Annotated in this window: 21 protein-coding genes; 14 read left to right on the forward strand and 7 right to left on the reverse strand. The window is 63.4% G+C overall.

Going from position 1 to position 22,660, the window contains the following annotated elements; all coding sequences use genetic code 11:
* From PCE31106_RS20965 to PCE31106_RS21015, 11 genes are all read left to right on the forward strand, one after another.
* The gene (locus PCE31106_RS20965) at positions 1-609 is read left to right on the forward strand and encodes a GNAT family acetyltransferase (RefSeq protein WP_023435203.1); all 609 of its coding nucleotides are present in this window, start codon (positions 1-3) and stop codon (positions 607-609) included.
* On the forward strand, positions 606-1,496 hold the full coding sequence (locus tag PCE31106_RS20970) for a carbon-nitrogen hydrolase family protein (protein WP_006402492.1): 891 nt from the start codon (positions 606-608) through the stop codon (positions 1,494-1,496). Before PCE31106_RS20965 ends, PCE31106_RS20970 begins: the two co-directional genes overlap by 4 nt.
* A gap of 282 nt (positions 1,497-1,778) precedes the next feature.
* On the forward strand, positions 1,779-2,054 hold the full coding sequence (gene frmR, locus PCE31106_RS20975) for a formaldehyde-responsive transcriptional repressor FrmR (RefSeq protein ID WP_007182548.1): 276 nt from the start codon (positions 1,779-1,781) through the stop codon (positions 2,052-2,054).
* Between the two features lie 59 nt (positions 2,055-2,113).
* Positions 2,114-3,223: an S-(hydroxymethyl)glutathione dehydrogenase/class III alcohol dehydrogenase gene (locus PCE31106_RS20980; protein ID WP_023435204.1), complete on the forward strand. Its 1,110-nt coding sequence runs from the start codon at positions 2,114-2,116 to the stop codon at positions 3,221-3,223.
* A 43-nt stretch (positions 3,224-3,266) separates the two neighbouring features.
* Complete coding sequence (locus PCE31106_RS20985; protein ID WP_023435205.1) at positions 3,267-3,665, forward strand: VOC family protein; 399 nt, start codon at positions 3,267-3,269, stop codon at positions 3,663-3,665.
* 182 nt (positions 3,666-3,847) lie between these two features.
* A complete protein-coding gene (locus tag PCE31106_RS20990) occupies positions 3,848-5,182 on the forward strand; it encodes a DUF3422 family protein (protein WP_023435206.1) in 1,335 nt (444 codons plus the stop codon).
* Positions 5,183-5,240: 58 nt separating this feature from the next.
* Positions 5,241-6,071: an S-formylglutathione hydrolase gene (gene fghA / locus PCE31106_RS20995; protein ID WP_023103887.1), complete on the forward strand. Its 831-nt coding sequence runs from the start codon at positions 5,241-5,243 to the stop codon at positions 6,069-6,071.
* Between the two features lie 18 nt (positions 6,072-6,089).
* Entirely contained in the window at positions 6,090-7,397 is a 1,308-nt protein-coding gene (locus PCE31106_RS21000; RefSeq protein ID WP_023103888.1) for an NAD(P)/FAD-dependent oxidoreductase, read from the forward strand.
* A gap of 51 nt (positions 7,398-7,448) precedes the next feature.
* Positions 7,449-8,762, forward strand: a complete 1,314-nt coding sequence (locus PCE31106_RS21005) for a replication-associated recombination protein A (protein WP_006402503.1) — start codon at positions 7,449-7,451, stop codon at positions 8,760-8,762.
* 56 nt (positions 8,763-8,818) lie between these two features.
* Positions 8,819-10,684, forward strand: coding sequence for a Na+/H+ antiporter NhaA (nhaA, locus tag PCE31106_RS21010; protein ID WP_029885974.1), 1,866 nt, complete (start codon positions 8,819-8,821; stop codon positions 10,682-10,684).
* A gap of 25 nt (positions 10,685-10,709) precedes the next feature.
* Positions 10,710-13,361, forward strand: a complete 2,652-nt coding sequence (locus tag PCE31106_RS21015; protein WP_029885973.1) for an excinuclease ABC subunit UvrA — start codon at positions 10,710-10,712, stop codon at positions 13,359-13,361.
* Between the two features lie 77 nt (positions 13,362-13,438).
* On the opposite strand, the gene mobH is transcribed toward PCE31106_RS21015, so the two are convergent.
* Positions 13,439-15,277 carry a MobH family relaxase gene (gene mobH / locus PCE31106_RS21020; RefSeq protein WP_023435209.1) on the reverse strand — a complete coding sequence of 613 codons (1,839 nt, stop codon included), beginning with the start codon at positions 15,275-15,277 and terminating at the stop codon, positions 13,439-13,441.
* A 317-nt stretch (positions 15,278-15,594) separates the two neighbouring features.
* Here mobH and PCE31106_RS21030 point away from each other — a divergent pair, with 317 nt between their 5' ends.
* From PCE31106_RS21030 to PCE31106_RS21040, 3 genes are all read left to right on the forward strand, one after another.
* On the forward strand, positions 15,595-16,221 hold the full coding sequence (locus PCE31106_RS21030) for a hypothetical protein (RefSeq protein ID WP_029885972.1): 627 nt from the start codon (positions 15,595-15,597) through the stop codon (positions 16,219-16,221).
* A 12-nt stretch (positions 16,222-16,233) separates the two neighbouring features.
* Positions 16,234-16,866 carry an RES family NAD+ phosphorylase gene (locus PCE31106_RS21035; RefSeq protein ID WP_029885971.1) on the forward strand — a complete coding sequence of 211 codons (633 nt, stop codon included), beginning with the start codon at positions 16,234-16,236 and terminating at the stop codon, positions 16,864-16,866.
* Between the two features lie 84 nt (positions 16,867-16,950).
* Positions 16,951-17,310: a DUF3742 family protein gene (locus PCE31106_RS21040; RefSeq protein ID WP_029885970.1), complete on the forward strand. Its 360-nt coding sequence runs from the start codon at positions 16,951-16,953 to the stop codon at positions 17,308-17,310.
* 4 nt (positions 17,311-17,314) lie between these two features.
* On the opposite strand, the gene PCE31106_RS21045 is transcribed toward PCE31106_RS21040, so the two are convergent.
* The 6 genes from PCE31106_RS21045 to PCE31106_RS21070 form a co-directional block, all read right to left on the reverse strand.
* On the reverse strand, positions 17,315-17,668 hold the full coding sequence (locus PCE31106_RS21045) for a hypothetical protein (protein ID WP_029885969.1): 354 nt from the start codon (positions 17,666-17,668) through the stop codon (positions 17,315-17,317).
* A gap of 91 nt (positions 17,669-17,759) precedes the next feature.
* Positions 17,760-19,283: a conjugal transfer protein TraG N-terminal domain-containing protein gene (locus PCE31106_RS21050; protein ID WP_029885968.1), complete on the reverse strand. Its 1,524-nt coding sequence runs from the start codon at positions 19,281-19,283 to the stop codon at positions 17,760-17,762.
* Positions 19,284-19,298: 15 nt separating this feature from the next.
* On the reverse strand, positions 19,299-19,655 hold the full coding sequence (locus PCE31106_RS21055; protein ID WP_029885967.1) for a hypothetical protein: 357 nt from the start codon (positions 19,653-19,655) through the stop codon (positions 19,299-19,301).
* Complete coding sequence (locus tag PCE31106_RS21060; protein ID WP_029885966.1) at positions 19,652-21,046, reverse strand: integrating conjugative element protein; 1,395 nt, start codon at positions 21,044-21,046, stop codon at positions 19,652-19,654. Before PCE31106_RS21060 ends, PCE31106_RS21055 begins: the two co-directional genes overlap by 4 nt.
* Before the next feature lie 9 nt (positions 21,047-21,055).
* Positions 21,056-22,003, reverse strand: a complete 948-nt coding sequence (locus PCE31106_RS21065) for a TIGR03756 family integrating conjugative element protein (RefSeq protein ID WP_029885965.1) — start codon at positions 22,001-22,003, stop codon at positions 21,056-21,058.
* Positions 22,000-22,446, reverse strand: a complete 447-nt coding sequence (locus tag PCE31106_RS21070; protein ID WP_029885964.1) for a TIGR03757 family integrating conjugative element protein — start codon at positions 22,444-22,446, stop codon at positions 22,000-22,002. Before PCE31106_RS21070 ends, PCE31106_RS21065 begins: the two co-directional genes overlap by 4 nt.
* Between the last annotated feature and the right edge of the window lie 214 nt (positions 22,447-22,660).

Below are 22,660 nucleotides of genomic sequence, written 5' to 3' on the forward strand. Positions count from 1 at the left end.
ATGACCAGCGACGTGCAGGTGCTGGTTCGTCGTGGATCGGACATTGCCGAATGGTTCGACACCGTGGCACATCTGCGGGCGAAGGTCTTCCGCAGCTTTCCATACCTGTACGAGGGCGACATCGAATACGAGAAGCACTACCTTTCCATGTACGCTCGTTCGGCAGACAGCCTGCTGGTGCTCGCGCTCGCTGATGACCTGGTCGTGGGTGCGTCCACGGGGTTGCCTCTCGGCGATGCAGAGCCGGCCTTCCAGGTGCCGTTCGCCGATCGAGGAGTCCCGATGGAGGCAGTGTTTTACTGCGGCGAATCAGTCCTGCTCCCGGCCTTCCGGGGGCTTGGCCTGGGCCACCGCTTCTTTGACGAACGCGAAGCGCATGCTCGTTCGTTGGGCGGCATGCAGTGGACATCGTTTGCGTCGGTGGATCGAGCAGACGACGATCCTCGGCGTCCTTCCAACTACCGCAGTAATGATCCCTTCTGGACCCGTCGTGGCTACGTGCGGCAGTCGGACATGAAGGTTACGCTGCCCTGGAAGCAGGTGGGTGAGCCAAGCGAAACCGAGCAGACGCTCACGATGTGGCTGCACTCCCTGGAGAACGCGAAATGAAAGTGGCAGTTGCGAAATACGCAGTGGGCCAGCCCACGGACTTCGAGGCATTTGCTGCGCGGCAGCGACTGGTTCTGGAGGAGGCGCGTCGTGGCGGGGCGGAACTGGCCGTGTTGCCCGAGTATCTATCCCTCGAACTGGCTGCAACGTGCGAGCCGAGCATTCGCCATGATTTCAACGCCTCTCTGGCCGCGCTGCAGGCCTTGCAGTCTCCGTGGCTGGCACTGTATGCCGACTTGTCGCGCGAGTTATGCATGACCATTCAGGCCGGTACGTTTTTGACCCAGGTTGGACTGAACCGCTATCGCAACCGGGCTTGGTGGTTTGCGCCTGACGGTACACGCGACTACCAGGACAAATTGCAGTTAACGGGGTTCGAGAAAGACACCGGCGTCATCGAGGGTGGCGACGAACTCAAGGTGTTCGATCTGAAAGGCGTGCGTGCCGGCATCGCTGTCTGCTACGACAGTGAGTTTCCATTGCCCGTGCGAGCCCAGCGAGAGGCGGGGGCGCGCCTGCTGCTGGTCCCGAGCTGTACCGACACCCGAGCAGGTGCAACCCGGGTCCGTGTGGGCTGCATGGCGCGGGCACTGGAGAACCGAATGTTCATCGCGCAGGCCGTGACGACTGGAACTGCCGACTGGAGTCCGGCGCTGGACACGAACACTGGCGAGGCCACGATCTACGCACCAATGGATCGTGGATTCCCGGAGGATGGCATTCTCGCGACGACTTGCGGCACGCAGACATGGGCGATCGCTGATCTTGACGTAGATGCGCTCGAACGAAACCAAGAACAGGCCCAGGTTGCAGTCGATCGCGACTGGGACGGTCAGATGTTGCCTGCACTGCGGAATGCTCGGTACTCGGGTCGTAAGGTCGCCTAGCCGGGGTCATCTTGATAGCTTCAGCTCGATGAATCCGTGTACATAGGCCATGTCTATCTGCACATAGATTTTTCCAGTTTGACCAGTTTTGAACTTGCCCCGATGCTGTCGATACATGCAAAAAATATTCATTGATTTGAATGTTTTGCGCTTCTTGGGAACAAATCTGTACTAGCCTGTAAGAGTGCTCGAAGAGCACAGAATTTGTGGCGAAGTTCGGCCGCATATACTATGGGGGAGTATTGTATAATGCGGCGATGTACCCAAGTAGAGAGGTGTTCGATGCCACACAGCCCGGAAGAAAAGAAGCAAGCACTGACGCGCATCAGGCGCATCAAAGGTCAGGTAGCGACTCTTGAGCAAGCGCTTGATGCAGGTGCGGAATGTCCTGCAATTCTTCAGCAGCTTGCGGCCGTTCGTGGGGCAGTCAACGGATTGATGGCAACCGTTCTGGAGAGCTATCTGCGGGAAGAGTTTCCCAGTAGCGAAATCAGGAGCGATTCGCAGAACAAGTCCATTGACGAGACCATCTCTATCGTCCGCTCCTATCTGCGGTAGAGGCACCAGGGTGCCCTCGGTGAGGGCAAATTTAGTTAGCTAGTAAAGGAAGCGACATCATGAAATCACGTGCAGCAGTTGCCTTTGGGCCAGGAAAGCCGCTAGAAATCGTCGAGATCGACGTCGAGCCGCCGCGCAAGGGCGAGGTGCTCATCAAGATCACGAACACCGGCGTTTGTCATACCGACGCCTTCACCCTGTCGGGCGACGACCCCGAAGGTCTCTTCCCGGTCGTGCTGGGTCATGAAGGTGCGGGTATCGTCGTGGAGGTGGGTGAAGGTGTGACCAGCGTGAAGCCTGGCGATCACGTCATTCCCCTCTATACCGCCGAGTGCGGCGAGTGCCTGTTCTGCAAGTCCGGCAAGACCAACCTGTGTGTCGCGGTTCGTGCAACCCAGGGTAAGGGGCTGATGCCCGATGGTACGACTCGCTTCTCGTACAACGGTCAGCCGCTTTACCACTACATGGGCTGCTCGACCTTCAGCGAATACACGGTCGTCGCCGAAGTCTCGCTGGCCAAGATCAACCCGGACGCCAATCCCGAGCACGTCTGCCTGCTGGGCTGCGGCGTGACCACCGGCATCGGCGCCGTGCACAACACGGCCAAGGTACAGCCCGGCGACTCGGTGGCCATCTTCGGCCTCGGCGGCATCGGTCTCGCTGCGATTCAAGGTGCACGCCAGGCCAAAGCGGGCCGCATCATCGCCATCGATACCAATCCGGCGAAGTTCGAACTGGCTCGTACCTTCGGCGCGACCGAATGTCTCAACCCGAAGGACTTCGACAAGCCGATTCACGAGGTTCTGATCGAGATGACCGGCTGGGGTGTCGATCACACCTTCGAGTGCATCGGCAACGTCGACGTGATGCGTTCGGCTCTGGAAGCTGCCCACCGCGGCTGGGGCCAGTCGATCGTCATCGGCGTGGCTGGTGCTGGCAAGGAAATTTCGACCCGCCCGTTCCAGTTGGTCACCGGTCGCACCTGGAAGGGTTCGGCTTTCGGTGGGGTCAAGGGCCGCACTCAGCTTCCCGGCATGGTGGAAGACGCAATGAAAGGCGAGATCGATCTCGCCCCGTTCGTCACCCACACCATGGGCCTCGACGACATCAACAAGGCCTTCGACCTGATGCATGAAGGCAAGTCGATTCGCACGGTGATCCACTACTGATCACCCACTATCCATTCAACACCAACCACCAAGGAAATTAACCATGTCCAATCCTGTCATTTCCGGCGACGGTATCTTCTCGCACGTCTTCGTCGGCGCCGCCGACCTCCAGAAGTCGACCGCGTTCTATGACGCCGCTCTGGGTGCTCTCGGCATCAAGAACCTCGGTCCTTTCGGCAACGGATGGGTGCTTTTCGGTCGCGAAAAGCCGGCTTTCATCATCGCTCGTCCGGGCAATGGTGAAGCGCCTTCCGGCAACGGCGTGACGGTCGGCTTTGCGGCCGCCACTCCCGCCGAAGTGGACGCCTTCCACGCCGCCGGCCTTGCCGCAGGCGGCACCGACGAGGGCCAGCCCGGCCCGCGTGGCCACCTGCCGGGTGCCTATGCGGCCTACCTGCGTGATCCGGCGGGCAACAAGGTTTGCGCGTACACCTTCGTCTGAAAGCCAGGAAGCTGAGGGCGTTCTGAAAAGGCCAGCACAAGCCTCTACACGGCGAGCCTATTGGACGGACCGTGTAGAGCGGTGCCCGCTCATGAAGATCGGCCCGCAGCCATGTGCGAAACGCATGGCTGCGGGCATTTGCTTTGAAGCGTGTTTTTCAACCAATGAGAAATGAGGTCGTTATGCAAGAGCCGGCCAACATCAATACGACGACCGTACAACCCGCCCCGACCGCCACCGTGTACGGCATGCCGGCCTATGCCGATCGTGCTGCGGCCGTGGGTGAAGTGCATGCGCGCCCGCATCTGTTGATTCAGGCCCCCCGCAGCATATTGCAGCTCGCTTTCATTACCGAAGGCGATCAGGCCAGGGATCAGATGGCGATGAGTGAGTTGTCTCATCGCTTCGGCGTTGCCGAACCCGACCATGCTACGCCGCTTCACGGCGTGACATGGGATGAAGGAGACCTGCACTGCGAAAAGCACACCGAGTTCTCGACGTATCTATGGTGCGCTTCGCTGGATTCCGAGACGGGAGAGCCGTGCGGCGAAAATCCGTTCAAGCATGGATTTGTTCCTCCCGGCCCGGTCGTATCCGGCATCCGTTTGAGACTTCTTCCGTGGACGCCGGAAACGGAGAAGGAGGTCGATCGCTTCGATCCTGCCAGCCTGTGCTACTCGCTGGTGGAGAACGGCTCTGCCGCCATCCTGACCGACTTTCGACAGGATGAGGATGGCCTGACGCAGATGCTCGTCCTGGCCCGCGATTTGACCCCGGCGCGGGCGGGTGCGCTGGCTCAACGTCTGCTGGAGATCGAGACTTACCGCACCTTGGCGTTGCTGTCCTTGCCGTTGACGCGGTCGATGACGTCGGAGCTGCGGCGCATGGAGTCGCGCCTTGCGGCGATCACCGACGAGATGTGTACGAGCTTGGTGGAACGGCGCGACAGCGACGTGCTGCTGTCCGAATTGACCGCCCTGGCTGCCGAGCTGGAAGCTGGCGTTGCGGCGAATCTCTATCGCTTCGGCGCCAGCCGTGCCTACTACGAGATCGTCGAGGAAAGGCTGGCAGCGCTTTCGGAAGAAGCCGTATCCGGGTACTTCACCTGGGCGGATTTCCTGCAGCGTCGCATCGCTCCCGCCATGCGGACATGCCAATCCGTAAAGGAGCGCCAGACCAAGCTCTCCGACAAGCTGACCCGGGCCATCGCGTTGCTGCGTTCCTGGATCGACGTCGAGCTTGAACGCCAGAACCGCGATCTGCTTGCGTCGATGAACAACCGGGCCAAGATGCAATTGCGCCTTCAGCAAACCGTCGAAGGCCTGTCGGTCGCGGCAATTTCTTATTACGTCGTGAGTCTTCTCGGCTATTTACTCAAGGGCATTCCGATGGTTCACGACAGCGTGGCGCCGGTGATGGCGGTTCTGGTGCCTGCGGTGATGCTGACGATCTGGTGGATCGTGCGCAGGATCAGACACGCCCACGGTGACACGGCAGCGGAAGAGAAATCTTCCTGAAGAGCTGCCGTCCTGGTGCGCGAGAGCTGCGCCGTTCCTTTGAACATAGGAGAACACCATGGAACGCATCGAACATCACGCCAGCTTTGATGGTTGGCAGGACGTTTATCAGCATGAATCCACGACGCTCGGTTGCACGATGAAGGTCGGCGTCTATCTGCCTCCGCAGGCACAGCACAGCAAGGTGCCGGTGCTGTACTGGCTTTCAGGCCTCACCTGCACCGAGCAGAACTTCATCACCAAGTCCGCCGTCCAGCGCTACGCAGCCGAACATGGCATTGCCGTCGTCGCGCCCGATACCAGCGCACGCGGCGAAGGCGTTGCCGACGATCCCGCCTATGACCTCGGACAGGGGGCGGGTTTCTACGTCAACGCCACGCAGGAACCCTGGGCTGCGAATCATCGGATGTATGACTACGTGGTGCAGGAACTACCGGCGCTGATCGAGGCCCACTTTCCCGTGACGGCGGAGCGGAGCATCAGCGGCCATTCCATGGGCGGGCATGGCGCCCTGGTCATCGCCCTGCGCAACCCGGGCCGTTATCGAAGCGTCTCGGCCTTCTCGCCCATCGTCGCGCCCACCCAGGTTCCCTGGGGACACAAGGCCTTCGAGGCGTACCTGGGCAGCGACCGGGAGGCGTGGAAGCAGTACGACACCGTGGAGCTGATTCGCACCGTGCAGGAGCGTCTGCCGCTGCTGGTGGATCAGGGCTTGGGCGACGAGTTCCTGGAGAGTCAGCTTCAGCCCGATCTGCTGCGCAAAGCCTGCGACGAGACGGGGCACCCGCTCACGTTGAATCTGCGCCCTGGCTACGACCACAGCTACTACTTCATTGCCAGTTTCATTGGCGAGCATATGGCATACCACGCATCGGCGCTGAAACGCTGAGAGAGATGAGATCAGGTTATGACAAAGACCTCCAAAAACCGACATCACGTCGTCATTATCGGAGCGGGCTTCGGCGGGATCGAGGTTGCCAACGAGCTTGCTGGTGCCGAGGTCGATGTGACGATCATCGATCGGCGCAATCATCACCTGTTCCAACCCTTGCTTTACCAGGTTGCAGGGGCGTCACTTTCGACATCCGAGATCGCATGGCCTATTCGCTATCTCTTCCGCAATCGCCCGGAAGTGAACACCTTGATGGCGGAAGTGGAAGGCATCGACCAGGACGCGCGTCAGGTCATTCTCAACAATGGCTCACGCCAAACCTACGACACGCTCGTACTCGCGACAGGCGCTACCCATGCCTATTTCGGACACGACGAATGGGGGGCTTTTGCGCCGGGGTTGAAGACGCTGGAAGATGCCACGGCCATTCGGGGCCGAATCCTCGCGGCTTTCGAGGAGGCCGAGCTCACGAGCGATCCTCAGCAGCGTGCCGCGCTGCAGACGTTCGTCATCATCGGTGGTGGTCCCACCGGGGTTGAATTGGCCGGGACCATCGCCGAGCTTGCACGAGACACGCTGGCGCGTGACTTCCGCTCTATTGACCCGAGCACGTCCCGGGTTGTACTGATCGAGGCGGGCCCGCGTCTGTTGTCGGTCTTTCCAGAGGATCTTTCGGCCTATACGCGCCAGGCACTCGAAAAGCTCGGGGTCGAGGTCGTGCTGGGTACGCCGGTCACCGAATGCTCGGCCGACGGCGTGGTGTATGGCGGCAAGCCCCTTTCGGCCAAGACCATCGTCTGGGCCGCAGGGGTCAAGGCGTCTCCCGCGGCTCGCTGGTTGGGTGCTGCGTCTGATCGTGCGGGTCGAGTGGTCGTTGGTCCCGACCTGACGGTGGCTGGTCGCCCGGAGGTCTTCGCCATCGGCGATACCGCCTCGTGCACTATGGCCGACGGGAAGCCCGTACCGGGCATCGCCCCGGCCGCCAAACAGCAAGGGAAGTACGTCGCCAACCTCATTGGACGGCGTTTGAAAGGCAAGTCCGCTGACGGGCCTTTCATATACCGGCATCAGGGGAACCTGGCCACCATCGGCCGCAGCCTGGCCGTGATTGACATGGGGCGGGTTAAGCTGCGTGGTGCCTTTGCGTGGTGGATCTGGAAGCTCGCGCATATCTACTTTCTGATCGGTACGCGAAATCGTCTCAGCGTCGCTTTGAGCTGGGTATGGAACCACAGCATCGGCTACCGCGGCTCTCGCATCATCATGCATGCGATTGCCGACAAAGAGCCCACAGCGTTGGATAAATCCGGCTCTCTGGATTGAGGTGCCCACCTTATCGGAACGTCAACTATCAGAAATGCCAGGGAGAGCAACTTGACCGATCTATTCACGACAAAGCCCAAGCCTCCCTTGGCCGAACTCCTGCGGCCCAAGACGCTGGATGAATTCGTCGGGCAACGGCACTTGCTCGGCCCCGGCAAGCCGCTGCGTCTCGCGTTCGAGGCGGGCAAGTTGCACTCGTTCATCCTCTGGGGGCCGCCAGGCGTGGGCAAGACCACCCTGGGGCGCCTGGCCGCCAGTGCGACCGACAGCCGATTCATCGCCATCTCGGCCGTGCTGGCCGGGGTGAAGGACATCCGGCAAGCCATCGACGAGGCCCAGGCTGAACTGGACAACCATGGTCGATCGACGGTGCTTTTCGTCGATGAGATCCATCGCTTCAACAAGGCGCAGCAGGATGCCCTGCTGCCCCATGTCGAGTCGGGGCTCCTGACCCTGGTGGGGGGGACGACCGAGCATCCGGGGTTGGCGGTCAATTCCGCACTGCTCTCGCGCGCGCAGGTCTATACCCTCGAACCGCTGTCCAGCGACGAACTGAACCAGCTCTACGAACGCGCACTGCCGCATCTCCAGGGCGTCAAGTTGGACGCGGACGCGCTGGACCTGCTAAAGGGCTTTGCCGATGGCGATGGCAGGCGCTTCCTCAATCTGCTTGAGCAGGTGACGAATGCGGCGTCGGGCGCGGGCAAGACCGTGGTCGATGGCGAGTTCGCCAATCTGTCCACGAGTCCATCGCTGCGCAGGTTCGACAAGGGCGGTGACGAGTTCTACTGGCAGCTCTCAGCCTTCCACAAGTCGCTACGGGGCTCCGACCCCGATGCGGCCCTGTATTGGCTGGCCCGCATCCTCGACGGCAGCGGCGACGTGAGCCAGGTGACCCGCCGCATGGTGGTGATGGCCAGCGAAGACATCGGCAATGCCGACCCGCAGGCGCTGCAACTGGCACTCAATGCCGCGCTGGCCTACGACAGGCTGGGCTCACCCGAAGGCGAGATACCGCTGGCCCAGGCGGTGACTTACCTCGCTCTGGCCCCCAAGTCGAATGCCGCCTATGCCGCCTGGGATCAGGCCAAGGCATTCGTCAAGCGCAGCGGCTCCCAGGCTGTGCCGCTCCATCTTCGCAATGCGCCGACGAAGCTGATGAAGCAGATGGGCTATCGCGAAGGCTACCGCTACGCGCATGATGAGCCCAACGGCTATGCCGCTGGGCAAACCTATTTTCCCGAGGGCGTGGCGCGGCCGGGCTGGTACCAGCCAACGGACAGGGGCGTCGAGCGAAGGCTGGGAGAAAGGCTCACTTGGCTGCGCTCGCTCGATGACGCGACGCCGCTAAGCCCGTACACTTGACCGATATCCCCCCCGAAATCGGCCCATCGCTACCTCACGAACTACAGAATAAGAACATGCCAGACGCTTCTCTCGGTGAATCCTCTGCGAATATCAGACGGAGTCGAGTTGCCCGCTATCTACGCACTGAGTCCGGGGCGGCGGTGCTGCTGGTGATCGTCACGGTTGTGGCGCTGGCGTGGGCGAACTCGCCGCTATCCGATGCCTATTTCGGGTTGTGGCACCTGGACGTCGGGTTCAACTTTGGGCCATTGGGCCTGCACATGGATCTGCATCACTGGGTCAACGACGGCCTGATGGTCGTCTTCTTCTTCCTGATCGGCCTGGAGGTGCGTCAGGAGTTCGCCCACGGATCGCTCCGGGATCGCAGCCGTGCCGGTCTCGCCCTGATCGCGGGTGTCGCGGGTGTCGTGCTTCCCGCTCTGGTGTACGTCCTGCTCGTGGGGCTGGCCGGAGGTCAGGGCCTGCACGGGTGGGGTGCGGTGGTCGGCACCGATACGGCGTTCATGCTGGGCACCCTGGCGATCGTCGGTCCGCGGCTGTCCGGTCAGTTGCGTGTGTTCCTGCTCACCCTGACCGTGGTCGATGACTTCCTCGCCGTGTCCATCATCGGCATCGTCTATAGCGAGGAGATCCGGGTCGTCCCGTTGTTGATCGCCCTCGCCAGTCTCGTTGCGCTGTGGTGGCTGGGGCGCACCCGCCAGTGGCGGGCAATGCCGTATGTGCTGATCGTGATCGTGCTGTGGCTCGCAACCCTGTACTCCGGCATCCATGCCTCCCTCGCCGGGATGGCCGCGGGGCTGCTGATCCCCGCCTATGCGACGCAACGTCACGGGGTCGTTGCGGCAAGACAACTGTTCCGCGACTTCTGGCAGTCGCCGAGTGCCGCATCGGCCCGCGCGGTGGACTGCGGGCTGTCCCGGGGTATCTCGGTGAACGAGCGATTGCACGAGTTCCTGCGGTTGCCGACGGCGCTGCTGATCGTGCCGATCTTCGCCTTGGCGAACGCCGGGGTGGACCTGCGTGGCGGGCTGCTCGCTGAGGCCTTCGGCTCGCCCGTGACCTGGGGCGTCATCGCGGGGCTCGTGCTCGGCAAGCTCCTGGGCATCGGGCTCACCACGCTCGTCGCCGTCCGTCTCGGCCTGGGCCGGCTGCCCGAGGGCGTCGGGGTGGGGAGCGTGTTCGGTGGGGCGGCGCTGTCCGGGATCGGCTTCACCGTGTCGCTGCTGATCATCGGGCTCGCGTTCGGCACGACCTCCGACCTGGGCCGCCAGGCGACGGTCGGCGTGCTCGTGTCGATGATGCTCGCCACGTTGCTCGGGTGGCTCATCTTCAAGGTTGCCGCTCGCAGGTGGGGTGAGGAGACCGCCGATCTGCCGATGGTGCTTGAGCCGCCGGTCGATCCCGAGGTCGATCACATTCGCGGGCCAGAGGACGCGCAGCTCACGCTGGTGGAGTACGTGGACTTCGAGTGCGAGTACTGTGCGCACGCTACCGGTTCTTGGGAGGATCTGCGCGCCCACTTCGGGGACGACCTGCGGTATGTGGTGCGCCACTTGCCGCACCACCCGCATGGGCCGATCGCCGCGCGTGCGTCCGAGGCGGCATCGAATCAGGGGATGTTCTGGCCGTGGCTGGACTTCGTGTTCACCCGTCAGCACGCGCTGGAGCGCGAGGATCTGATCGGCTACGCCGCAGAGCTTGGGCTCGACGTCGATCGGTTCATCGCGGATCTCGACAGCCCTGCGGTGATCGAGCGTGTCGAGCGCGACCTCGCCAGTGCGGTCGCCAGCGGTGCGCACGCCACGCCGACGTTCTTCGTCGAGGGTCGCCGCCTGCGCGGCAGCTACGACGCCCGCTCTGTCACCGCAGCGCTCGAAGCTAGCCGCCGCGGCACCCGAACTCAGGAAGTCCCGTCCTGAGCGGGACGAACTACCGGATAAAAACATGCCAAACAATTCTTTCGGTGAATCCTCTTGTACCGCTGCCGCCAGCGGCATGGTGGAAGTGCGCGGCGCGCGCGAGCACAACCTCAAGGACGTGGATGTCGCCATCCCGCGTAACGCGCTGGTGGTGTTCTCGGGTGTCTCCGGCTCCGGGAAGTCCTCGCTGGCCTTTGGCACCATCTATGCCGAGGCCCAGCGGCGCTACTTCGAGTCGGTGGCCCCCTATGCGCGGCGACTGATCGACCAGGCCGGCGTACCGGACGTCGATGCGATCGACGGCCTACCGCCGGCGGTGGCGCTGCAACAGCAGCGGGGCTCCAGCAACGCGCGTTCCTCTGTGGGCAGTGTGACCACCTTGTCCAGCCTGGTGCGGATGATGTATTCGCGCGCTGGCGCCTACCCAGCCAACCAGCCCATGCTGTACGCCGAGGATTTTTCGCCCAACACGCCGCAGGGAGCGTGCCCGACCTGCCACGGCCTGGGCCATGTGTACGAGGTGACCGAGGCCAACATGGTGCCCGATCCCTCCCTGAGCATCCGCGAGCGGGCGATCGCCTCCTGGCCCCCCGCCTGGCAAGGCCAGAACCTGCGCGACATCCTGGTCAGCATGGGCTACGACGTTGACCGACCGTGGAAGGACCTGCCGAAGAAGGATCGCGACTGGATTCTGTTCACCGAGGAAACACCGACGGTGCCGGTGTACGCCGGCTTCACGCCTGCCGAGACCCGCGCCGCGCTCAAACGCAAGATGGAGCCGAGCTACATGGGCACCTTCACCAGCGCCCGACGGTATTTGCTGCACACCTTTGCCAACACCCAGAGCGCGCTGATGAGAAAGCGCGTGTCCCGGTTCATGGAGGGCAAACCGTGCCCCACCTGCCACGGCAAGCGGCTCAAGCCCGAGGCGCTGTCGGTCACGTTCGCCGGCGTGGACATCGGCGAGTTCATGCAGATGCCGCTGGATCAGTTGGCGGCCTTGCTCGAACCCATCGCCCAGGGCGATTTCCGCGCCCATGCAGCGGGGGCGGCTACGGACAAGGAAGCGACCCGACGCGACCGTGCCGAACGCGCGGCCTCCGGCCGCGCCGTCCATGCGGTATCGCCCGACGTGCGCCGCACCTCGGCGCTATCGGAAGAAAAGCGCCTCGCCGCGCAGCGCCTGGCCGGTGGCGTGATGGCGCGCCTGCGTCAACTGCGTGGGCTGGGTTTGGGTTACCTGACGCTGGACCGAGCCACGCCGACGCTTTCGGCCGGCGAGTTGCAACGCCTGCGGTTGGCCACGCAATTGAGTTCCCTGCTGTTCGGCGTCGTGTACGTGCTCGACGAACCCTCGGCGGGCCTGCATCCCTCCGACAGCCAGGCCCTGTACGACGCGCTCGACCGGCTGCGCGATGCGGGTAACTCGGTGTTCGTGGTGGAGCACGACCTTGACCTGATGCGCCGCGCGCAATGGCTGGTCGATGTCGGGCCGGATGCCGGGGAGCGTGGCGGCCGCGTGCTCTACAGCGGCGAACCGGATGGCCTGCGCAAGATTGCCGAATCGCGTACTGCACGCTACCTGTTCGACGAGATCCCCGCGCCGGGAAGCCGAGCACGCGAAGCGACCGGCTGGCTGGAGCTGCAGGGCATTCACCGCCACAACCTGCATGGCGTGGATGCACGCATTCCGCTGGGCGTGCTAACAGCCGTCACGGGTATCTCCGGCTCCGGCAAATCCAGCCTCGTCGCGCAGGCCCTGCCGGAGTTGGTGCTGCTACACCTGGGCCACGAGCCTGAAGACGATGCGGCCGATAACGCCACCAGTGAAGGGCCGGCCGTGATCGAAGCGACCGGTGGTCATCTGGCGGGCGACGTGGACGCCATACAGCGCCTGGTGCAGGTGGACCAGAAACCGATTGGGCGCACGCCGCGGTCGAACCTGGCTACCTACACCGGCCTGTTCGATCATGTACGCAAGCTGTTCGCCGCCACGCCCGATGCGCGACGCCGCCGCTATGACGCCGGACGGTTCTCGTTCAACGTTGCCAAGGGGCGCTGCGAGACTTGCGAGGGCGAGGGTTTCGTGAGCGTGGAACTGCTGTTCATGCCCAGCGTGTACGCGCCGTGCCCTACGTGCCATGGCGCACGCTACAACGAGGCCACGCTGAAGGTGCAGTGGAACGGGCGCAACATCGCCGAGGTGTTGCAGATGACCGTGGACGAGGCCAGCGAATTCTTCGAGGGTGAAGATGCGGTGGCAAGGCCACTGCAACTGCTGCGTGATATCGGACTGGGCTATCTGCGCCTGGGGCAACCGGCCACTGAGCTTTCCGGTGGCGAGGCGCAGCGCATCAAGCTGGCGACCGAGCTTCAGCGCAGCCAGCGCGGCCGAAGCCTGTACGTGCTCGACGAGCCGACCACCGGACTGCATGCGTCGGATGCCGACCGGCTGCTGGTGCAGTTGCAGCGCCTGGTCGATGCCGGCAATACCGTGGTGATGATCGAGCACGACATGCGCGCGGTGGCCCAGGCCGACTGGGTGATCGACGTGGGGCCGGGCGCGGGCGCTGCCGGCGGCAGCATCGTAGTGGCGGGTTCCCCTCAGCAGGTGGCCCGAACGTCTGGCAGCCGAACCGCTCCGTTCCTTGCACAGGAGTTGGCGCGGGCCGAGTAGCTCAGTTCGCTAAATGTTGCCAGCTTTCGCGGGGCATTGATCGCCACACGGTGGTGGCGATCAATGCCCGAATCGCGTCATCCTTCCTGAGTCAGAGCAAGATAGGGATTGTTGGGCGGTATTTCGGGGAATGCCAAGGACCCATCTTCCAGGAGGTAGCCATGCAGTCGGCGGGACTTCCTCGGGCCCGTGACTTCACAAGTCCAAATGTTCAGGCCATTGGGGTGCTTGCGATGTAGCTGCAGCTTCTCGAAGCGCTTCTGCATCCACTGCCAATCCTGTTGATTCTCCTGCTTGGCAAGCGCGCCCACTTCGGGATGCTCCTGCGCATAGCGTTGGAACACACCAGGGCTGACCAGGTAGGCCGTGTCATTCACCGTATGCACGAGCGCCTTCGCGTCGTTGATGATGAGCCGTCGTGAGGCGATTCCCTGCTTCAGCCAAGCCATGAAATGTTCCCCGGATGGCTTCGTCGCCGATGACAGAGGCGTAGGCGCAGGTGCAGGTGATGGAAGGGAGGTTGCGGCTGTCGCTGGCGTGGGAGTGTGGAAGAACTCCTCGGCATCCTGGCCAACGCCGGCCGACTCACCCAAGCCCACCATCGCGAGCAAGTCCTCCATGACGTCGGGCATGGGCTGGGCTGCGGGAGGTGAAACGATGGTGGTGCCGTCGCCCTCCCAAATTGGAGGTTCTTGACCTCCCTGCGCTGGTTTCCCCGAGACAGTAGGCGCGGGAGCCGACGTGCTGGCATCGTTTTCTGCGGGCGTCGCGTCGATCTCTACCGTGCCTGCGAAAGGTGCTGGTCGCTCGCCAGACTCCCAGATCAGCGCGGGAGCGAGACGCAACAGGGTGAACGAATGGGACCAGCCGGTCGTGCTGGTCACGGTCGCGCGCCAGACCGCTTTGCCGTCCGAGGTAGGCTGGAGCATGCCGTGATCCTGCAGCACGTTGAACACGGCAGTGTTGTTCGCAGGAATGCCATCGATCCCTTGAGACAGGAGATGTGCGCGCAGTTTGTCCGAGACTGTCTTGCTCACCAGCCACAAACCATCCTCGGTGAGCCAGCCATCGGAGGCTTCCGGCTGGTTCAGCTTCAACTGTTCCTTGAGCAGGTAGCGCAACCCGTCCAGCAGCTTGCGTTGCAGTGCGTGCTTGGGCGCTGCCATGGCGCGGGCTGGATCGCCGCCCAACTCCTGAGCCACGGAAGCGCGGTCGGCCTGTACGACCAGTTCTCCCAGCACGCCGGCGTGCTCGTACTGTCCGGCCAGGACGTAAAGCAGCGGTGCCCAGAGAGATGGATAGCCGCTGAGCCAGTCCAGGATGTGGCGATCGAGCAGTTGGCGGTAGAGCAACCCCGTCGCGGCGCTGTGCAGGCGGTACTCGCGGTCTTCGCGGTAGCGGAATCGGTATGGCTGGACCAGAGGGTCATGCCACGGATGCCACACGGTCCCGTCGGCCAGTTCGACGTGCAGATCGACGGCGATCTTGCCAACGTCGTGGAGCAGCGCGGCATAGGCGACGGCGGCGGTCCAGGCCTCAGACTGCGCCGCCTGATCCTCGGGACTGGCACCGATGGGTAGCAAATGGGACTGCCGGAGCTTCAGGCTGTAGGCGACGATTTCCAGGCCGTGGTCCAGCATGCCGCCGGGGTATGCGTGATGATGCGCCTCGGAAGCCGGGAAGGCCTGGACCAGCTCGGCGTAGCGTTCCAGCGGCGCCCGGTACAAGGTGGCGAACTGCCTGCGCGAGAGCGACGTGCGCTGCCAGATGTGTTCCAGCAGCTTCTGTCGGCGCGGCGTCGCCAGCAGCGAAGCGGCCGACCCAGGCCGCAGCAGCCCTTTCGGGAGATCGATGGCGGGTGCTGGCGATGGATCGGCAGCGACCGAGGGCCGTTTTCGCTGGAACAGGGAGAGCATGTGAGGTGTCCTAATGACGGGCCGACCGGGAGGCCTTTTGGCCTTTTCGAGGTAGGGCCTTTCCCCTTGCACCCCATTCCCTTGCCATTTCGGCCCTTTGGCCTTTAACCGTTTCGGTATAGCGGGGCTTGGATTGCGGCTCCACCGTCAATGTGGAACTCGCTCGAATGCATTGGACGGCGACCAGGCGCTGGCCTCGGTCTATGCTGCGAAGACGCTGCTTCCGCCAGGTAGGTTGCTCTCTAGGCGACAAAGTTGACAAGCGCGACAAAGGCGACTAGAGTGAATCCTGTCTCAAACCTACTCGGGAGATGACCATGCCCACTGCCATTGAATTCATTGCCGACCGTCTGCCGCGCGTCACGGTGGAAGATGTGCGCCGCTTCGCGGATACCGTCGAAATCCGGGATGCCACGGCTTTCGCGGCCGAGTTGCAGGCGTTCGTCCACGAGCGTGTGGAAGCGGTGACACTGCCCGCTAACTTGGAGGGCGAGACCGTTGGTCAGGCCCTTGCACGCAAGGCGGCCGCGCTGCGCGCCGACACGCGCTGGGCACCGAATGAAACCGACGTCCAGCGAGGCCGCGCTGTGCTGCTGGAAGCCTTCAACCAGCCGCACAACCTGCCGCCCACCGAGTTCGCCAAGCTGGCGGACAAGTCGCGCCAGCAGATCTACAAGGACATCCTCGCGCGTCGGCTGCTGGCGCTGAACGTTGGGCCGCGCGGTCAGAAGCTGCCCGACTGGCAGCTCGACCCGGTAAAGCAGCAGTTGACCCAAACCGTGCTTCAGGAGGTCGAGGGTATCGATCACTGGACGATCTACCGCGCACTGTCCGAACCGCTCGAAGGCTTGGGCGGTCGCTCGCCGGTGGATGCGGTGACGCATGGCACGATCGACGACGTGGCCGAGGCCGTGTTCAACGTGCTGGGCGTTCAGGTGCATTGAAGCGAGACCGCCATGAGCCACGAGCTGCCTTCGTTCCTGATCGATGCCGGTGAACTGCTCCAGCATGTGAGCCGCGTCGTCTATCGGGGCAGCCCGCTGTACTATGGCCGCGGCAGCACCAATCGCTACGACGACCCGGCCCGGGCCTACGGCGTGCTCTACCTGGGGCGCGACCTGCCCACGGCGCTGATGGAGTCGGTGTTTCACAAGCATCAGTGGCTTGATGACGCGAAGCGCTCGATCGCGTTGAAAGAAGTCCAGGGCAGGATGGTGCGCGCCGTAGGGGTGGTGGCCGACGTGCTTCTGGCCGATCTCACGGCACCGGGCGTCATGGCGGGCTACTTTGGTCTGAACCTGGAGCAGTTGGCCAGCCGTGACTACACGCACACGCAGCAGGTGTCCGCCCAGGTGCATGCGATGCTCGGCGACGACGGCCAGCCGCTGTTCGACGGGGTGCTCTATCCGTCGCGCAACAACTATCCCGCCAAGAGCATCGCGCTGTTCGAGCGTGCGGAAACGAAGGTCAGCGTCATCGAGGACATCGATCTGGTTGACCATGCGGACTGGCCGCGTTTCGTTGCCACCTACCGCATCGGCGTGGAACCCGACCCCGGCCCGGTAGAACCGGATGACGGATCGTCCTGAAGCAGAAAGAGAACATATTGAAGCCCCAATCTGAATGACGTGGAGCACACCGGAATAGGCATCCCTCAGTAGCAGGAGACGACCATGAATACCACAACCCGCACCAGCACTGCAGAACGTCTCGGCCGCGCCTTTGGCCGCGGATGGCGCGCCTATGCTCGCGGCGAACGGCGGGCGTCGAACTGGCTGGTATCCAAGGGACTGCCGCGAGCTGGCGCCGCCGCGATTGTGTGGATAGTCAAGCTGGCCGCGCTCGGAGTGTTGCTCTACAGCACCTTCTGGCTGGCTCTGCTGCTGGTGTTGGTCATGGTGGTTGCCTGGATGGCCCGCAATGCCGACCTGGGCGATGAATTGCCCGAGCCAGAGTGGCGAAACGGACCAGCAGGGTTTGGCCTATACACCTACGACGGTTTTCGCATTGATCCTCATGTCGAGGACGATTAATTCGTCACAGAGCTGTGTTCTGGAGGTGCCGATAAATCTGCTCGCGTACTTCGGTGTCTGCCACTCCCCAGGTTTTCACCTGCTTTCGGATAGCGCGTGGAAGGTTGAGCAGAACCTCGTGGAGATCGGTATCGGACAGGGATTTGCCGGTCGCATCCAACACTGTGTCATGAAGGTTTGCCATGCACGCTTCAAGGTCATGTGCTTGATCATCAGCCGCAGCAAAATCTGCTGAGCCGTCTAGATGAATTGGGCCAGTGATGAAATCGACCCCTTGCAGCCGAAGCACGGCTTCGAGCACCGACTTTCCCTCGCCGCTCGGCACGATGGATGGGTAGCGAAGAGTGTTGGTGGTCATCGTGTGAAATCCTGGCGTTGCAGTTGGTCAGGATCGCTGCATCTTTCCCTACGATAAGCCTACTACGCCGCGGGGGTTGTCGGCGCAAAGATCACTTTTTCCCCACTGCATTGATCGCAATACTTCCACCCTTGCCGCCAGCGGCCTTGGCATCTCCGGTGGCCCCGGCGAGGCCTTGCAGCACGTTGCCGGCACGAACGCCCGCCCAAGCCAAGGCCATGATCCAGAATGTAGGCAGCACGATGAACATCGTGCCCATGACGAACATCAGGAGCAGGTCGCCAAAGGCATTGTTCAACCCCACCAGCGGATCGAAGTTAGTGTGTGGCCGGTTCCAGCCGAAGCCCCACCCATAGAGCGCATCGAGGATGGTGCTGTCGATCCAGCGTGCGAGTTGGAACCAGAAATCGGTGAAGAACAGCGCGAACTGCACGACGCTGACGGTGACGACCGTCTTCAGGTCATAGGTTCCGACGACCAGTACGAGCGGGATGCAGATGACCAGTGCCATCTTGAGCAAGGCAAGCACCATGGGCAGCGCTTGGCGCACCACGTCCATGGCGGGAAATGCGGCAAGTGCCCCGACCGCCATTCCTACATCCCCCGTGGCCCGCGTCACGATGTTCGGCAGGGTCTTGTCGATCTGGCCGCCGTAGTCGGTATAGACCGAACCCTGGGTGAGCTTCTGCTGTCGCGGTGACGCGATGGTACGGACCACCGAATCGTCCACCTCGGTACGGCTCAGGAACCCGGCCCAGCCCGCCAAGCGATTCAACAGGCTGGGGTCCACCTGGCTCAGCAGCCGTGCCCGCAGGCCGTTGCTGCCATCGGCCCACCACTGCCTGCAGGTCGGGTAGCCGCCGCCACTGGCCACCTGCGCAAGCCCTGCGTCGCGGGTGTCGTCATAGGGCCATGACTCGCGCGCCGTGCTGGAACGGTAGCTGTCGTAGTAGCCGCCGGTATCCGTGAAAAACCTCGAACCGATCCAGGTCACGTCGTTCATTTGAGCTTCGTCCAGCTCCGGCCGCGCCATGAACAATTTAGCGCGTGCAGGTCCGTAGCAGTCGTGTGTGAAATCGGCCACTTCCTGAGCCAGAACCGGGTCATTGATGCGGGTAGCGTCGATCTCCATGCGCATCTGTCGCAGGTCTGTCCCGCACGGGATTGCCGCCACCGAGGCGCTGGTGACGGCGCGCGAGAGCGCGTGCATGAAGGCCCACCAGACCGGCACCTTGGCACTCTGGTTGTTGATGGTGCTGAAGGACTGGGACCAGCCGGTATCCGTGGGCTGCGGCACGTTGACCTGGCACTGGGCCGAGCGCGAGCTGTCGTACTGAATTGTGTTGAGGTCCACGTCGATGAAGGGGATGCCGGCGAACATCACCACCACGATGGCGACGAACACCCGGTTCTCGATGCGTGCGGCCGAGAGCACGCCCTTGTTGCCTTCGTCGGCACCTTCCGCACGGGCCTTAAGCCATTCCTGCACGATGATCGCCACGAAGGGCAGTGCGAATACCCCGCTGGATACCAGTACCGCCCAGATGCCGTTGTTGACGATCCAGGACACCAAGGTCAGGTAGTACTCCAGGTAGTCGGTTGTGAAAAGCGTCATGGCTCGGACTTCCCCTCAGCCCTGCATCAACAGGCTGGCTTCAAGCGCCACGATGGCAACGACGCCGGCGATCTCGCTGCGTACCAGGCGGCGCCGCGCTTGCGCGTCGTCCTCACGCGCAAGCAGCCGGCGACGCATCCAGACCCAGCCGTAGGCCGTCGCGCCATACAGGCACAGCCGCCAGACCAGGAAGTAGCCCGCTGCTGCCGCCAGCCAACGCTCCCAGCCCGCGACGCTTCCGACGAGGTAGATGCCAACGATGTTGGCACCCACGGCGACGGCCGCGAGTACCACCGTCCACAGCAGCGCCTTCGCTGCGCGCCGGTTGAACAGCCAGCGCGGGCGCAGCCAGGCCGCACGCATCAGGCTCATGGCCGGCCTCCCGGATTGCCCTTCTGCAACTGATCGAGGCGGTCAGGCACCGGATCGCCTTCGTAGATGCCACGCGAGCCCGCCGCGCGCGTGCCGTGGCGCTGGATGATCGCCATGGGCGAGTTGTTCGCCAGCTCCCGGCGCAGCTCCAGCTCGGTCTTGAGGTTGCGAATCTCGCGATCGAGCGTGTCGCTCTCGTGGTTCACCGCCTCCACGGCGAGCTGGTTGGCCGCCACGTTGGGCTCCTTCTTGCCGGTCAGCAGCGTGCGTTGCAGCAGTAGCGCCTTCTCCAGCACCGACGCCAGCGCAACCTCGGACGCCAGGCGCTGCGACAGCAGGTGCTGGTCCGGTTCGTCGCGCAGTGCCTCGACCACGCCGCGCGTGATGGGCAGCGACGCGCTGCCGGCCTCCCGCAGGTTTTCGGGCGTCGTGTTCTTCGCCTTGGAGACCAGGTCCTGGAGCGCCTGCAGCTTGGCGTCGTACTCCTCCTGGATCAGGGGCGTCAGCCCGACGCCGGGCACCGTCTCCGTCTTGGTGCAGGCGTCGCAGGTGCGCTGCTCCTTCTCGCCGAGCACCCGTGTTGCCCACTCGATGGCCGCCTGCGGCGTGGTCCAGGTTTGGCACGACAGGCTCGTGCAACTGGCCGGAGCGATTGCCGACGTGTCGGTCACCCCGCGGCCATTGACCAGGTTGTAGCCCGCGCGGGTGACGTCACCGACCACCTTGATCGCGGGCTGACCGGAGCCGCCGGCATTGCTTCCCCCGACCCAGGGCACGCCATCGTTGCCACGGCGCGTCTCGGCCTGCTCGATGGCCGAGACGGCATCCGTGCTCGAAACAGCGTCACGCAGTGCCAACCCCTCTGCCATCTGGCTCCAGCCGAGTTGGCCGCCAGCCGTTTCGGCCATCTTTTCGGCCATGGCGCGGCACGTCAGCTTCGAGCGGTCGAAATCCAGCCGCGCTTGCAGAACGCCGTTGGTGAGCAGGTTGTAGAGGCCTGGATCTGCACGCTGGATGATCAACGCCGGCAGGGACGCCACAGCACTCGTAGCACTCTGGATCACCGAGGACATGATCTGCTGAAAGCCATTGGTGACACCGTTGAGTTGATTCTTCAACGTGGTCTGAATGCTCATGTCGCCGCAGATCAGATTGCTGTTCCAGCCGACACCCACGCCGAGCGAGCGCATGCCGGCTGCGCGGCCCATCGAAACGGCGCTGCCGCCGCCGATGGAGTACATGACGTCATCGCCGATGACGTTGCCGCTGGTCTGGTAGCCTAGTTGGCCCCAGGCCACGCCGCTTGCCAGAACCAACGCGCCGGTAATCGCCAAACAGATCATCTTGCCACGAGCCGGTGGGGAGAACTGCATAGAGTCGGAACGCTTCATCGCGACACCTCAAAGGAAATCAACGCTGCCAAGGAACACCTGTCCACGGCGTTCGCAGCAGGCATACGGCCGCCACAGCGCCCAGGCGTAGTCGCCTTGCTGGGCCTGGGTCAGGAAGCCGGTGCGTGGGAAAACCGTGCAGGACGAGGACAGGACGGGCGTGAGTTCCTGCCACTTGCCAGTCGAGGCATCACCCTCCATCAGCGCGCCGGCGGGCCAGTAGCCATCGCGGGCGTTGGCAAGCAGCGGCTGGTACACGTGCAACTGCCCCCGGCGAGTGACGATATCTCCCGCACGCTGGGCCACCACGGCCCCCGATTTGTGGTCGTCGGTCTGGTGCAGGAAGCCGCCGCGGGGATACACGTTGCCCCAAAGGCTCATCGTGGTGCGTGCGCCGACCTCGCGCATGCCGGGAATCAATGCCTCCGGGTAGGCCATCTCGGGCACGTTGTAGCGCCAGGCAAGCGTGTCCAAGGTGCTGAGCAGATACGGCATGAATGCCGTTCCCGCGCCCTCGCAGAAGTAGCCCGAGGACGAAACAAACTGGTTGAACACCTCGACGCCGGGATGGCCGATCACCTCGGCGTTCTTGAATTTCGCGAGATTGTTTTCGTGATCCTCGTTCGTCGTTCCATCGCCGCCCGCTTGGGCGGACGGATTGGCCGTACTCATCGCCCGGACTTCAACCCACGGGTTCTCGCCCGTGTTGCTGTAGCTGGAGACGACCGCATCGGGGATGTAGTGGCGCACCTTGACAGAGGTGCGCACCGTGCATCCTCCCCAGGTGCAGTAGAGCCAGTAGCAGATACCCACCACCCGGTACTCCAAGCAATCGGGCGAGGCCACCGAGGCAACGATGGCGGTGGTGTTCAAGGCGTAGCTACCCGTGGCGCTGAGCAGCATCAAGGAAGCCACGCCGGCCCGCATGCGGCGCATCAGGTCGAATGGTCGCGTCATGGCTGGGTCCTCCGACGCTGCTCGATGCGCGCGACAGCGCGGGCCACATCCGGCTCGCCATAGACCACGTAGCGCTGATCCACCACGACAGCCGGGATGCTGGTGATGCCCAGGCTCCATGCGTCGGTGACGCCCTGGTATGCGGAAGCGATGCGGCGCTGTAGGTCGGCGCCGCCTTGGTTCAGCCGACGCTTGACGGTGGCCGCCGCCTGTTCGGGGGCGGCGGGCAGTTCCGCAGAAAGCTCCGCTTCAATCCGGCGGGCTTCGTCTAGCACGATCAGCCGCTCGCCGCCCATGGTCTTGACCGGGTGGTGGCTGTCGGTGACGACCAGTACGTCGGCTGCGAAGGTGACGGGGCTGAACACGGCCAGGGACGCCGGCAGCGCCACGACGAGACCAAGGGTTCGCCAGCCCGACGCGAACGTGGAAAAGGATGCCGGCATGTCGCGTGCCCCGAAAGTTGATCAGGGCCATAGTCAAACGCGAACCCGATGCCACCCCAACAAACAATGCGCATCGCGGGCTGCCCGCATACCTGCTTGTCCCGCGCCATAAAAAATGTCCGCTGTCAAGCCCTTAGTGCGGACATGCAGCGGTGCGAAAGGTCTTATGGGGCAAGAGGTTAGGCCAGATTTCGACCGCCATGTGCTCTTGCTG

The sequence above is a fragment of the Pandoraea cepalis genome (assembly GCF_902459665.1).
Taxonomy (GTDB): domain Bacteria; phylum Pseudomonadota; class Gammaproteobacteria; order Burkholderiales; family Burkholderiaceae; genus Pandoraea; species Pandoraea cepalis.

Bases quoted from the DNA above. Each gene is read 5' to 3' on its own strand.
- PCE31106_RS20965 (WP_023435203.1), top strand. From the start codon at position 1: ATGACCAGCGACGTGCAGGTGCTGGTTCGTCGTGGATCGGACATTGCC.
- PCE31106_RS20970 (WP_006402492.1), top strand. From the start codon at position 606: ATGAAAGTGGCAGTTGCGAAATACGCAGTGGGCCAGCCCACGGACTTC.
- frmR (WP_007182548.1), top strand. From the start codon at position 1,779: ATGCCACACAGCCCGGAAGAAAAGAAGCAAGCACTGACGCGCATCAGG.
- PCE31106_RS20980 (WP_023435204.1), top strand. From the start codon at position 2,114: ATGAAATCACGTGCAGCAGTTGCCTTTGGGCCAGGAAAGCCGCTAGAA.
- PCE31106_RS20985 (WP_023435205.1), top strand. From the start codon at position 3,267: ATGTCCAATCCTGTCATTTCCGGCGACGGTATCTTCTCGCACGTCTTC.
- PCE31106_RS20990 (WP_023435206.1), top strand. From the start codon at position 3,848: ATGCAAGAGCCGGCCAACATCAATACGACGACCGTACAACCCGCCCCG.
- fghA (WP_023103887.1), top strand. From the start codon at position 5,241: ATGGAACGCATCGAACATCACGCCAGCTTTGATGGTTGGCAGGACGTT.
- PCE31106_RS21000 (WP_023103888.1), top strand. From the start codon at position 6,090: ATGACAAAGACCTCCAAAAACCGACATCACGTCGTCATTATCGGAGCG.
- nhaA (WP_029885974.1), top strand. From the start codon at position 8,819: ATGCCAGACGCTTCTCTCGGTGAATCCTCTGCGAATATCAGACGGAGT.
- PCE31106_RS21015 (WP_029885973.1), top strand. From the start codon at position 10,710: ATGCCAAACAATTCTTTCGGTGAATCCTCTTGTACCGCTGCCGCCAGC.
- mobH (WP_023435209.1), bottom strand. From the start codon at position 15,277: ATGCTCTCCCTGTTCCAGCGAAAACGGCCCTCGGTCGCTGCCGATCCA.
- PCE31106_RS21030 (WP_029885972.1), top strand. From the start codon at position 15,595: ATGCCCACTGCCATTGAATTCATTGCCGACCGTCTGCCGCGCGTCACG.
- PCE31106_RS21035 (WP_029885971.1), top strand. From the start codon at position 16,234: ATGAGCCACGAGCTGCCTTCGTTCCTGATCGATGCCGGTGAACTGCTC.
- PCE31106_RS21040 (WP_029885970.1), top strand. From the start codon at position 16,951: ATGAATACCACAACCCGCACCAGCACTGCAGAACGTCTCGGCCGCGCC.
- PCE31106_RS21045 (WP_029885969.1), bottom strand. From the start codon at position 17,668: ATGACCACCAACACTCTTCGCTACCCATCCATCGTGCCGAGCGGCGAG.
- PCE31106_RS21050 (WP_029885968.1), bottom strand. From the start codon at position 19,283: ATGACGCTTTTCACAACCGACTACCTGGAGTACTACCTGACCTTGGTG.
- PCE31106_RS21055 (WP_029885967.1), bottom strand. From the start codon at position 19,655: ATGAGCCTGATGCGTGCGGCCTGGCTGCGCCCGCGCTGGCTGTTCAAC.
- PCE31106_RS21060 (WP_029885966.1), bottom strand. From the start codon at position 21,046: ATGAAGCGTTCCGACTCTATGCAGTTCTCCCCACCGGCTCGTGGCAAG.
- PCE31106_RS21065 (WP_029885965.1), bottom strand. From the start codon at position 22,003: ATGACGCGACCATTCGACCTGATGCGCCGCATGCGGGCCGGCGTGGCT.
- PCE31106_RS21070 (WP_029885964.1), bottom strand. From the start codon at position 22,446: ATGCCGGCATCCTTTTCCACGTTCGCGTCGGGCTGGCGAACCCTTGGT.